This window comes from Psychrosphaera saromensis, assembly GCF_002954545.1.
Classification (GTDB): domain Bacteria; phylum Pseudomonadota; class Gammaproteobacteria; order Enterobacterales; family Alteromonadaceae; genus Psychrosphaera; species Psychrosphaera saromensis.
The window spans coordinates 1135338-1148259 of sequence record NZ_MSCH01000003.1 but is presented as its reverse complement, the minus strand read 5'-3'; the positions used below and the strand labels follow the sequence as shown (position 1 = coordinate 1148259).

Below are 12922 nucleotides of genomic sequence, written 5' to 3'. Positions count from 1 at the left end.
TTTTAAATAAAAATAGCGAGTGCTTTTGACTAATAAATCATCTAATTAAAGTAATTACGTAAATAACCGCAAGATTACGTAAATAATACCTAGGTAATGTCTCATAAATTAGCCAGTCAGCTAGCACACAGTTATACTGCCAAAAATATTATAGTAACCATTATTCTATTAACCAAAAAATAAAACAAAGGACTTGCTCGTGATTCAAAGTATGACTGCTTACGCCCGTATCGAAACCAAAGGTGATTGGGGAACTGCTGTTTGGGAAATCCGTTCAGTAAATCAACGTTATTTAGAAACCTATATCCGTCTACCAGAACAGTTTCGATCATTAGAAGCCATATTACGCGAACGCCTACGTAAACAAATTCAGCGCGGAAAAGTAGAAGTATTCTTAAAATACACAGCAAATCCGTCTGCCGTTACTCAGTTAACGATTAATAAAACCTTAGCAAAACAAATAATCGACAGCGCAGCCTGGGTAACCAGCGAAGCTGGCTCTAGCCAATTAAACCCAGTCGATATTTTACAATGGCCCGGCGTAATGCAAGCCGAAGAAACCGACATGAACGCAGTACAACAAGAAATTCTAAGCGCGTTCGACCCATTAATAAAAGACTTTAAAGACGCCAGAGCAAGCGAAGGCGCCAACCTTAAAACCATGATCGACACACGTTTAGAAGGCGTACTAGAGCAATCAAAAATTGTCTCATCCCACCTTCCAGAGATCATGAAATGGCAAAAAGAACGCATAAGCTCACGCCTAGCAGAAGCAGGTGTAGAAATTGACGAACAACGCCTAGAACAAGAACTGATTTACATGGCACAAAAAACCGACGTAGCCGAAGAACTAGACCGCCTACAAAGCCACGTAACAGAAACTCAAAAAATCATGAAAAAAGGCGGCGCCTGCGGCAGACGCTTAGACTTTATGATGCAAGAATTTAACAGAGAATCAAACACCCTAGCCTCAAAATCAATCAACGCAGACGTAACCAACGCAGCCGTTGAGTTAAAGGTGCTTATTGAACAGATGCGTGAGCAGATCCAAAATATTGAATAATGTTCCCATTCGTTTTCACATGAACTAAATAACATTAAACCTCTATTTTTAGAGGTTTTTTTGTATTAGTATGTTTTCATTCGTTCGGTAAAGTTTATTTTTTATGGTGGGCAAATTGGTGGGCTTACTAATAACTAAAAAACATCATTGGTGGGCAAAGTCTAATAATGGCAAATGTTACAGCAAAACAAATTATATCCTTTGTAAAGGGAGAGCCTAAGCGCCACCCTATTGGTGGAGGTTTATACTTAGTTGTTAGAAAATCAGCTACTCCTTATTGGATGTTGAGATACACATCAAATGGGAAGAGAAAAGAAATTACCATTGGGCAATACCCCGACCTTTCGTTAGCTGATGCAAGATCAGATGCCGCAATCCAGAAAAAAGAAATTAATAACGGACAAGACCCTCTTTTAACAAGGCGTAGAATTCAAGAACAAGCTATCAAGGTGGTTGACGATTTATTTAATGATTGGTTTGAGGCTGACTTATCAAAAAGGCTTAAATATCCCAACATACCTAAAAGAGTTTATGAAAAGGATATCAAACCTTTTATTGGAGATATGAAAATAGACCAAGTTAATGCACGTGATGTAAGGGAAATTATCCAATTAATTTCTGACTCTAGACCCACAATTGCAAACGATGCATTAATGTATTTAAAACAGCTTTTCAGACACGGCATAAAACTCGACTTAACTACACAAAACCCTGCTAGTGCATTTTCAGTTTCAGATGCTGGTGGGATAGAAAAAAGTAGAGACAGGTATTTAACATTTAATGAACTAAAAATAGTATTCACAACTTTTAATGAAAATATATCAAAGTTCACCAGAGATAATTACCTTGCTTGCGCTCTATTAGTTACATTAGGTGTAAGGAAAAGTGAATTATGTTGTGCTAAGTGGGAAGAGTTTGATTTCGACAAATCACTATGGCATTTACCAGAGGGAAGAAGTAAAACTGGAGCTCCAATTACAATACCACTTCCACCAGCAGTACTGTCTTGGTTGGATGAACTAAAAATGCGTAGTTATAATTCAGAATATATTTTCCCAGCACGTAGAGTATCTAAAAGACCTCACATGGGTGACGACACATTAAACAGAGCAATAGCGTCTATGTTTGGCAGGGAAGCTGGACGGAAAATACAGCCACCAAATCTGATGGGGGAAATGAAACCCTTTTCTCCGCATGATCTTAGAAGAACATTCAGAAGTTTGGCAGCATCACTAGGTATTTCAGGCCATGTAGCAGAGCGATGTCTTAATCATAAATTGAAAGGTGTTGAAGGTATATATGACCGTCATGATTATCTAAATGAACGCTTAGAAGCTCACAACAAAGTGGCTGAACTTTTAGCTCCTATAATTAACCTTTAACGAAAGTACTAAATATGTCACCTCTAACAAAAAAAATAGCTATTCCTAAATGGTTTAATTTAACCAATTATTCAGAGCTAAATAACTTATCTTTGAAACAAGTTTATAGTGAGTTAACTGTCCGTATAAATATGATAAGTCAGTTATATGACGAATATGAATCTATAAATATTTTTCCAATCTCTAAAAAGTGGAAAAATATTATTGCAGGCACTCCCATATCAGAAAGCGCAATAACTCAAAGTTTAAATACACCTACAGCTATAGCTTCACAACTAACCAATGTTGATATTGAAATGTGTTATGAAACACTTCAAATGGCTATGGAAGAACCAAAGTTTATCATTGCGAACACTTCTTTTTTTAAAGACAAATATACCCGTGAACTTTGTTCAGACTGCCTAGACATTTTAAAAAACAATGTAAATGAGGAGCACAGTTGGAAGCATAATGAAAAACAAGAAAGCCTCTTTACAAAGTATTCAGATAAGCATCCTAATGTCACATTTGAAGAGTTCAAATCACTTTATGAATTAATCTATGATAACCCTGAAATTGAATATGAGGAGTGCATACCACTATCTTTGTTATGTGATACTTGCCAAACATTAAGTTTAAAACAGAAAATAGCTGAACCTTACCCGAATCCAATCATTCCAGATAGATCATTCAATAATGAAGAGTTTACAGTTGATTACAGTCATTCAGATACTTTAGGTTATTCGTTATTAAAGTTTTACCCACAATTTCATACTGCTACTGAAATATTAGCAGCTATAAAACCTATGGTTGAATCAATCTGTAAAAAGCACATATCAACTCAAATAAGCTCCACTAAACTTGAACAAAATAAAAGCTTTGTTAAAGGTATATTTGATTATCAAATAATCCCATATCTAGATCTGTATTTATGGCGAGTATACTTTAGTGCAAAGGAATCAGTGTTAATCTCCGACACAAGCGTAAAGAATAATGACGAGCCAATAAGCCTTTTACTTGGAGATGAATTTGACGAAAAACATTTACCGAAGTACAAAATTGATGATTTAAATATCGCACTTAACAGCGGTGAAAGAGATTTAGGTAATCACTTCAAAACAAAGATTTTACCTAAATATTTAAGCATAAAAAATGTGACGGCATCTAGTTTAGAGCTAAAGGAAAATGATTTAGATAACTATCGTTTTGAAGATTATCTATCTTTAGCCTAATTTAAAAAACTCATAATTTTAATGAGCTATAAACCAACTACCTTTTACCCATAAAGAAACGAGACATAATATTACAAAAGTTGCTGACTAAGAGGACTTGTTAGCTTCAATTTTTGCTTTATCGTAAGCTTTAATTGCTTCTTTGGTTTCTGTCGGTAAGTGAACAAAAGTATCTTTATACGTATCATAATTATCCAATACCGCATCGAAACAAGAGTTATTAATAAATGGCTGACGAACTCCAGCGGAGGATATAGTGTCCATTGCCGATAATAAGTTATTAAAGTAAATAGCTTTAAAATAATGTGGAAAGTATTTAAGAATAGTTTTGTAACCTCCTGCTATGCATTGAATACCAACTTCACTGCTTACAATTGATGTACTTTTATGGTGAACACCTATATTGCTTACGACCAAGTTTTGGATTTTAACTACATGCTCATACTCTGTAATCGCTAAAGGTATGGTATCCACGAATACAGCAAGTAAAGAGAGCAACATGCCACATAATGCAAGTGGAACTTTAAGACTTGATGAATATAACCAAAAAATAAATGAAACTCCTGCAATTAAAGTAGCTCCCCCTGTTATTAAATTTCCATTTAATATTTGAATAACAGTATTAAAGCCAAAAATAACTACAATTACAGCAAGAACACCGCATTTGATAATTGAATAATAATTTGACACTTAAGCTCCTAATATTTATATAAAAAAGATACTATAACTCATTACTACCTTTTTAAAATAAATAACCCAAGTGTTTTAAAAATACAGTTTCATACTCTCTGATAATTCGTGCTAAATGGCTGCTATCTAATTTTCAATCTATATTAAGAATCACGTTTCACCAAAGTAGTATTATATTTTGCTTTGATAAGCTCTAATGCTTCATTATAATTTTTACCTGCTTCTTCATAAATTTCCTTTAATGTCTCAGAATCATTATTTTCACTGAAGTTAAACTGACTGAGCTTCATTCCAAATTTAGATAACTTTTCAAAAACTTCATTTGAAATAAAAGGCTTACTTGAAAATAGCGATATTTGAAAATTCATTTGAGCTTCTCTAATTTCTATTTCACTCACGTTTTTTTTCTCATTTTTTTTTAAACGTTTAATCATAGCTTTAATATACTCATTGCCGATTATTTCATACTTTCTATACATGATTGACAATTGATATAACCTACTCGTTTTTTCAATTAAGTTTAACGCTACATCCATTTTTTTCTCAATAATCGTTTGCTCAATTGCCAACTCAACTTTAGTTTTTTCAAAATCTTTACCAAAAAAGTAAATTGAAAAATAAGCTGCTAAAAATGAGCCAAATAGAATTAATCCCAAATCTCTTAATATATTAATTATTTGATTTTTCGACATATTCATTACCGCCTTGGTTATTTATAATCACTTACCATTTAATTTTATAAACTGCCCTACAACACTATCAACAACTTACATTAAACCAAAGACATAAAGTCACTAACAACTAACGGTTGTATTGGTTAATAAATTCCACCCCCACCACAGGTGCTAAATAAAAAAAAGTCAAAAGCTAAAATTTATTACTTCATATTTTTATTTCTTGGCGAAATTAATATCACTCCCACTGAAAACAAACACGAACCAGTAGGAGTGAATATGAACAATTCAGTACACCAAACACCCTTAGCAAATGAGCTTGACCGAATAGTCCGTGAGCCCGAACGTGAAGAACTGACAACAATCAGTCGTACCCAAGCATTTCAATTAGAAAAGAAGAATGAGTTCCCAAAACGCATTCGATTATCAAACAGGTCTGTAGGTTGGAGGCTATCTGAAATTTTAATGTGGATTGCTACCCGTGACCAAGTTAGCGCGGGTCGGTAGTCTAATGAGTTCATCTAAAAAGCACATGCTCAGCCAATGCCAGTTAATCGGAAAAATGTACCCTGTTGAGCGGATAATTCGTATAGACGAGATGATGCAATTATTAAGGGTAAGTCGCTCTACTCTTTATCGTAGAGTTAAATCAGGCTCATTTATTAAGCCCGTTACTATCAACAATAAAACAAAAGGTTGGAAACAAAGTGACTATGAACGCTGGCTCAGTCAGTTTTAATTTAAAAGGCAATTTTATATTGCCTTTTTTTTCAATACCTTGTGACACAAAATGCAACGATAAAATGGACTTAATCCAAACTCGATAATTAATGAGCCCTTTACACCCAAAGGCCTAAAGTCCAATCAGTTAATACAAATACGCAGGTTATTAATAATATTATGGCGCTCAGATTTGAACCTGTAGATTTTTTTTATGATAACCACTTATGGAAAATAATGAAATTCAAGAGAGGTATAAAAACAATAATAATGAATAAAATATTTGAGCAAATGAACAACATATTAACGATCTATTCAAAAGTGCTGGTGGTTAGATTTGATCTTCGGACTACACAACCAATGAAAGACAATAAACTGATCAATGAATTTAATAAAAAATTTAAACAAAAGTTAAAAAAACAATACAACTGTGAAGTAGCTTATATATGGGTTAGAGAACAAACTCTAACATCAAACAATCCTCATTATCACTGTGCAGTTATGATTAATGGGCACAAAGCACAGAGTTCATTCGGCATTGCTAAGGCGATAACTGCAGCGATTAATAATCTTTCCCAGCCTCTGAGCGTTTATTACCCAGAGAATAATGCTTACAAAATCAAAAGAGCCGATGCTGAATCAGTACAAAGAGCTATATATCGACTCAGTTACCTTGCCAAGAAAGAAACTAAAGGTAATAGGCCATTATTCACTAGCGACTATCAAGCAAGCCGTTTAAAAGCGATATAAAGCTTACACATTAATTATGTTTATAGGAGAAAATAATGGCAAGAGGTGGAAAACGAATAGGAGCTGGAGCACCAAAAGGAAATCAAAACGCTTTAAAGCATGGTGGAAGAGCTAAAGTCCGTTATGGTGTACCTTTAGATGCAGAGTTAACAAGGTTTGAATACAGAGCTTTATGTATGGAACAATTACAAGCAATCAAAGAGTTAGACGATTATTTAGACTGGACATCTCCAGTTTACTTAAAACATAAAAATAGGTACAAAGGCGCAATTTATTTCAGAGAAGCTCGAATAAAGTGCAATTCATACAACAGCATAGAATTAACACCTCTGGCAAAAGCGATGAATAAATACTTTAAGAAATATAAATCATCAAAAAATTAAAAATTGCTCTAACCAAACAATCAAAAAACTGATCACTTTAAGTATATGAACTAATAAAGACAATAACTTAAACCTGATCACTTAACTGATCAGTAAGTCAGTTTTAAAAGTGATCAGTAAATAAACCTTAAAAGTGATCACTTAAAGTTGTTATAACTCTTTTTTAGACAATTACAATATACACATAGTTTATCAATACTCATTTTCAATCATTCCTTTATATGTATTTGTAATGTGATAAATTACCCTTAATTAACAATTACATTAAGTTTATTGCCGCTATAGCTATTAGCCACAAGCCAAAAGTTACGGAAAACTTAACTACTTTTCAGGGCAAATATTTATGTCAGACAATTTCTCTTCTACCGCAGCATTTTTATGGTCAGTTGCTGATCTTCTCCGTGGTGATTTTAAACAAAGCCAATACGGGCGTATTATTTTACCTTTTACCCTATTAAGACGTTTAGAGTGTGTGCTCGAAAACACCAAACCCAACGTCCTTGCTATGTACGAGTCAGTTAAAGAAAAAGAAGAAAAGGCACAAGATAAAATACTAACCCATGCTGCCAAGTTAAGTTTTTATAACACCAGCAAAATGGATTTAAACAAGCTAGGTGAAACTGGCGTAGCGCAAAACCTTGAAAGCTACGTGCAATCATTTAGCCCTAATGCTCGTGAAATATTCGAACATTTTGATTTCTTTAATACTATAGACAAACTAGAAGAAGCTGATTTACTTTACAAAGTGGCTAAACGCTTTGCTACTACCGATCTTCACCCTGCAGCAGTTGATAACTACAACATGGGTTTAGTGTTTGAAGAATTGATCAGACGCTTTGCTGAAAGCTCTAACGAAACCGCAGGGGAACACTTTACACCTCGTGATATTGTCCGTTTAACCACCTCATTAGTATTTTGTAATGATGATGGCCTACTTACCCAATCAGGTTTAGTGCGTAGTATTTACGATCCTACCGCTGGTACGGGTGGTTTTTTATCATCAGGCATGGAATACATGCATGAACTTAACGACAAAGCCGCATTATCAGCCTTTGGTCAAGAATTAAACCCTGAGTCATACGCTATTTGTAAAGCCGATATGCTGATTAAAGGCCAAAAGGTCGACAACATTAAATTGGGTAATACCCTATCTGACGATCAATTACCTGCTGATAAATTTGACTACATGTTATCTAACCCACCTTTTGGTGTGGACTGGAAAAAAGTACAAAAGAAAATTAATGACGAACACAAAGACAAAGGCTTTGAAGGTCGTTTTGGTGCAGGTTTACCAAGGGTATCAGACGGTTCGTTATTATTCTTAATGCACCTTATTAGTAAGATGCGCCCACTTACGCTTAATTCAAAAGAAAGCGGTTCACGTATTGGTATTATCTTAAACGGCTCACCTCTATTTACTGGTGGTGCAGGTTCAGGTGAAAGTGAGATAAGACGTTACATACTAGAAAATGATTTACTTGAAGCAATAATCGCCTTACCTACAGATATGTTCTACAACACAGGTATTGCTACTTATGTATGGATTTTATCTAATAACAAACCATCACAGCGCAAAGGCAAAGTTCAACTAATCAATGCCTCAACTGTCCGAGCTAAAACTGGTGGCCGAGGACGCAGTGGTGGTGGCGAATCAACTGAAGAGGTTGAAAACGTATTCTACCAAGCAATGCGAAAATCACTCGGTAGCAAGCGTAAAGAATTAACCGAAGAGAGCATTGAGACCATAGTTAAAACTTACGGACAATTTGTAGAAAACGACTTTAGCAAAATATTCGACTATCAAGATTTTGGTTATAGACGTATTACCGTAGAACGCCCATTAAAACTAGCCTTTGATGTAACAACAGAAAATTTCGAACTTTATTGCCATGACTATATTGAAAAAGCAAAGAAGAAAGATCCAGATATCACAATAGAGCTAGCTCAACCCGCTGGTTATTCAACATTACAAAGCTTGATTGGCAAGAAGAAGGTATTTAGCAGAACTAAGTTCTTTAATTACTTCACCGAAAAGTTGTCATCCTCTGAGCAAAAAAATATATGTAAGTTTTTTGGTGAGCATGATGAAAATGCAGAAATTTGTCTTTTCGAATCAGGTAAACAAAAAGGTCAACCAGAGCCTAATCCTGATCTTCGTGACAATGAAAATGTACCATTAAAACAGTCAGTACAAGATTATTTTGAACGTGAAGTAATACCACACGTACCTGATGCTTGGATTGATGAAACTAAAGTTGATGCAATCGATGGTGAAGTGGGTATTGTTGGTTATGAAATACCGTTTAACCGCCATTTTTATGTATACCAACCACCAAGAGCATTAGAAGCCATTGATGGCGATTTAGATGCCGTTTCAGCCGATATTATGAAGTTACTGCAAGAGGTACATTCATAATGACAGGAACAGCCTTGAGCGGAAATAAGTACAGTGAATATCCTGAATATAAAGAGTCTGGTGTTGAGTGGTTAGGTAATATCCCCACAACATGGATAAAAGCAAAGTTTACACATTACGTTAAGATAAGACATGGATATCAATTTAGAGAGCATGATTTTGTTGATGATGGAGCAAAAATCGTAAAGATTACTCAGTTGCATCCAAGTGGTTTTTTAGATTTAAATAACTGTTCATTTGTTCTAGAAAGTAGAGTTGAAAATTTTCAAAACATACTAATCAAAGAAAAAGATATTTTGATGTGCCTTACTGGTGGGACTATCGGGAAAATTATTCGGGTCACAAAAGTTGATGAACCATTATTACAAAACTACCGCGTAGGTCACTTTTCTTCAGCTAATGACATAATAATAGATGATTTTGTTTTTTATTTAATGTCTTCAAGTGTTGTTTATGATCAGATTAATTTTTTAGTTAGAGAAACTGGTCAGCCAAATATTGGGATGGAAGACTTTGGTGATATGAGTATTTGTATCCCTAGTCCAGATGAACAGCATAAAATAGCCGACTTCCTCGACCATGAAACGGCAAAAATTGACACCTTAATTGCCAAACAAGAAAAGTTAATAGATCTATTAAAAGAAAAACGCCAAGCCGTTATTTCTCATGCCGTCACCCGTGGCCTCAGCTCAAATACTCCAATGAAAGACTCAGGCATTGAATGGCTAGGTGAAGCACCTGAGCATTGGGTTGTAAGTCATATGGATTATGTACTTAATGCTATTGGTGACGTAGATCATTATATGCCTAAGTCGGCTGATACAGGAATTCCTTATGTCATGACTGGCGATTTAACTGAATTTGCAAGTTCTATAAATTTTGAAGACTGCAAGCAAGTATGTCGGAAAGATTATTTAAAGCTATCAAAGAAAATAAAAAGCTCTCAAGGGGACGTTATTATGGCTCGTTATGCAACTATTGGAACAGCATCATACATTGATGTTGATAGGGAGTTTTTGGTTTCCTACTCATGTGTAACGATTAAGCCTAACCCTTCAAAATGTTTAGGTTTATATCTTTTTTATTACTTTAAATCTCATGCGTTCACTCAAGGTATTCGTAGTCAAGTAAACTCTAATACTCAGGATAATGTAGGTGTAAACGACTTGAAAAAAGTTAAGGTGGTCCTTCCTCCTTTGACAGAACAGTTAAATATTATTGAATATTTACAATCAATAATATGTAAGTTAGATAGTTTATCTAAGAATGCTCAATTAGCTATTAATTTAATGAAAGAACGAAAAACAGCGCTTATCTCCGCTGCTGTCACTGGCAAAATAGACGTAAGAAATTGGCTGAAACATTAAATGATGAAACAAATACCTAGTGAACTAGTTTTATTATATTTTCCTGACTGGTAGATAAAATGATAACATTTAGTAAAAAAGTATCCGCATTGAAATAATCAAGGTTTTGACCATGAAAAATACAGAAGATGAAATTGAATTTGAAGGTCAAGATGAGCTTGAGTTAACTTCTCCTCCGCATCAAATGGGTACTGATACCCAAGTTAGAATAGCAAAAGAGCAATCAAGTATATTTGAAATTCTTCGAAGAGAAGAACGAGGTGATTTAGTACTTGCTCCCGACTTTCAACGTGAAAACGTTTGGGATAAAAAGCATAAATCTGAGTTAATAGAGTCTATATTAATGGGTATTCCAATTCCTTTAATTTATCTTTTTGAAAACGAAGATGGTATTCGCCAAATTATTGATGGTAAACAGCGCATTACATCATTAAAAGGCTTTTTGAATAATGAATTTACACTTTCAAGTTTGTCTATGTTACCTCATTTAAAAGGACTTAAATTCAAAGAAATCTCTCCATTATTACAGGCAAAAATCGAAGATTATCAACTTCACTCTTATGTTATTCAGCCGCCAACACCTGAGTCTGTGAAATTTAATATTTTTGAGCGAGTTAACCGTGGTGGCGTTAATTTAAATAAGCAGGAAATGCGACATGCACTATATCAAGGTAAATCAACAAAACTAATTGAAGATTTAGCTGAAAGTCCTGACTTTAAAAGTGCCACTGGTGGTGGAGTAAAATCGAATAGAATGCGTGATAGGTATTTAGTATTAAGGTTTGTAGCCTTTTACTTATTAACCACAAACCAACTTCCAAATATTCAATATAAGTCTGATGTGGATTCCTTTTTAGCTTCAGTAATGAAGTTTCTCAATACAAGAGCCGATGATGCATTAATTGAGCATGCAAAGTCGGTTTGTTTGTTTGGGATGAAAAATGTTTATCAAGTTTTAGGTAATGATGCTTTTCGTTTTACCCCTAAAAATGGCGGGAATAGAAGACCTGTAAATATGGGGCTTTTTGAGATGATTGTATTTGCTTTTTGCTATGTTGAACCTAGTAAATTAGCTTTTGAGAAAGCTCAGGAGCTTGTTGAAGAATATAAAGTTAAAGTCGATGAAGATGAACTATTTTCTGGTTCAATAGACACTAGCGAACATGTGAAAATTCGCTTTGATATAGCCCAACAAATTTCTCAAGAGTTAAATAATGCTTAAAAATATAAATATACTTAATTTAAAAAGTATAGATAAAGCCTCATTAAAACTAGCCCCATTAACTATTTTAACTGGTGCTAACTCGTCAGGTAAATCAACTGTTATTCAGGCTTTAATGTTGTTAATAAAACACAGTGTTACTAACAATGAATATAGTATGGAAGAGTTGATTCGATATTTAAGTGACTTTAGTGTTATTAGAAATAAAAAAGTAAATGCGAAAGAAATTGAAATTAGTGTCACTGATACAAGCGGTGTAAACCATAAAGTAAAGTTTTCTGTTAATGGTGCTGAAAAAAACAGTAATCTTGAATTTATTTACGAAAATATACAAAATTCAAATGTACCAGAACTTTTATATTTAAATGCAAATCGAATAGGTGCTCAAGAGTTAGTACCTACATCAGAAAGAAAAGTAGGTAATTTAGGTGAATTTCTTTTTTCAACTTTTGAAAAGCTTAAAGGTAAAAAGTTACCTGATGAATTAATTCACTTTGATGGTTCTAAAACAATAGCCTATCAGTTAAGCCAGTGGTTAAGTTTTATTACTTGTACTCCTTCCGAGTTAGTCACTGAAAAAGTAAGTGATCAAGTAAAGGTGTCATTTAAAGTTGAAGATATTGATAGCAATGTTTCACCTTTAAATTTAGGCGCAGGAATGAGTTATGTAGCTAAAGTTTTAATTATTTGCTTAATAGCTAAAAAAGGGGATATGATTTTATTAGAAAACCCTGAAGTACAGCTTCACCCTAAAACACAAGCACTACTTGGTGTATTCCTAACATTTATAGCAAGCAAAGGTATTCAACTTATCGTTGAAACACATTGTGAGCATTTAATTAACCGAATTGCTTATGAAGTTTATGAAGAGAAAATAGACACGAATGATGTCGTTATTCACTACAAACCAGATGTTTCAGAGCCATTTACCACTTTATTTATTGATGAAAATGGTAAGTTTAATGATACAGAAAAGAACGTTGTTGGATTTCCATCAGGATTCTTTGATGCAACCCTCAAAGAACTAATGGATATGAGGTAATT

13 protein-coding genes are annotated in these 12922 nt (G+C 34.1%); 11 read left to right on the top strand and 2 right to left on the bottom strand.

Annotated elements, in window-relative coordinates:
• Nucleotides 1-199 precede the first annotated feature (199 nt).
• From BTO11_RS05350 to BTO11_RS05340, 3 genes are all read left to right on the top strand, one after another.
• Nucleotides 200-1063, top strand: coding sequence for a YicC/YloC family endoribonuclease (locus BTO11_RS05350; RefSeq protein WP_105051628.1), 864 nt, complete (start codon nt 200-202; stop codon nt 1061-1063).
• A 167-nt stretch (nt 1064-1230) separates the two neighbouring features.
• Nucleotides 1231-2445, top strand: a complete 1215-nt coding sequence (locus BTO11_RS05345) for a tyrosine-type recombinase/integrase (RefSeq protein WP_105051627.1) — start codon at nt 1231-1233, stop codon at nt 2443-2445.
• 14 nt (nt 2446-2459) lie between these two features.
• A complete protein-coding gene (locus tag BTO11_RS05340) occupies nt 2460-3656 on the top strand; it encodes a DUF6387 family protein (protein WP_105051626.1) in 1197 nt (398 codons plus the stop codon).
• An 87-nt stretch (nt 3657-3743) separates the two neighbouring features.
• On the opposite strand, the gene BTO11_RS05335 is transcribed toward BTO11_RS05340, so the two are convergent.
• Both BTO11_RS05335 and BTO11_RS05330 read right to left on the bottom strand, forming a co-directional pair.
• Entirely contained in the window at nt 3744-4346 is a 603-nt protein-coding gene (locus tag BTO11_RS05335) for a hypothetical protein (protein WP_105051625.1), read from the bottom strand.
• A gap of 143 nt (nt 4347-4489) precedes the next feature.
• Nucleotides 4490-5038 carry a hypothetical protein gene (locus tag BTO11_RS05330; RefSeq protein ID WP_105051624.1) on the bottom strand — a complete coding sequence of 183 codons (549 nt, stop codon included), beginning with the start codon at nt 5036-5038 and terminating at the stop codon, nt 4490-4492.
• A gap of 261 nt (nt 5039-5299) precedes the next feature.
• Between BTO11_RS05330 and BTO11_RS05325 the strand changes: the two genes are divergently transcribed.
• The 8 genes from BTO11_RS05325 to BTO11_RS05290 all read left to right on the top strand — a co-directional run bounded on the left by BTO11_RS05325 (nt 5300) and on the right by BTO11_RS05290 (nt 12920).
• Nucleotides 5300-5527: an AlpA family phage regulatory protein gene (locus BTO11_RS05325; RefSeq protein WP_105051623.1), complete on the top strand. Its 228-nt coding sequence runs from the start codon at nt 5300-5302 to the stop codon at nt 5525-5527.
• A 4-nt stretch (nt 5528-5531) separates the two neighbouring features.
• Entirely contained in the window at nt 5532-5759 is a 228-nt protein-coding gene (locus BTO11_RS05320) for a helix-turn-helix transcriptional regulator (RefSeq protein ID WP_105051622.1), read from the top strand.
• A 251-nt stretch (nt 5760-6010) separates the two neighbouring features.
• Entirely contained in the window at nt 6011-6490 is a 480-nt protein-coding gene (locus tag BTO11_RS05315; protein ID WP_181135850.1) for a YagK/YfjJ domain-containing protein, read from the top strand.
• Nucleotides 6491-6525: 35 nt separating this feature from the next.
• On the top strand, nt 6526-6873 hold the full coding sequence (locus BTO11_RS05310) for a hypothetical protein (protein WP_105051620.1): 348 nt from the start codon (nt 6526-6528) through the stop codon (nt 6871-6873).
• A 343-nt stretch (nt 6874-7216) separates the two neighbouring features.
• Complete coding sequence (locus tag BTO11_RS05305; protein ID WP_105051619.1) at nt 7217-9289, top strand: type I restriction-modification system subunit M; 2073 nt, start codon at nt 7217-7219, stop codon at nt 9287-9289.
• Nucleotides 9289-10656: a restriction endonuclease subunit S gene (locus BTO11_RS05300; RefSeq protein ID WP_105051618.1), complete on the top strand. Its 1368-nt coding sequence runs from the start codon at nt 9289-9291 to the stop codon at nt 10654-10656. The genes BTO11_RS05305 and BTO11_RS05300 overlap by 1 nt, the downstream gene beginning before the upstream one ends.
• Nucleotides 10657-10768: 112 nt before the next feature.
• The gene (locus BTO11_RS05295; protein WP_105051617.1) at nt 10769-11878 is read left to right on the top strand and encodes a DUF262 domain-containing protein; all 1110 of its coding nucleotides are present in this window, start codon (nt 10769-10771) and stop codon (nt 11876-11878) included.
• A complete protein-coding gene (locus BTO11_RS05290) occupies nt 11871-12920 on the top strand; it encodes an AAA family ATPase (protein WP_105051616.1) in 1050 nt (349 codons plus the stop codon). Before BTO11_RS05295 ends, BTO11_RS05290 begins: the two co-directional genes overlap by 8 nt.
• Nucleotides 12921-12922: the final 2 nt, after the last annotated feature.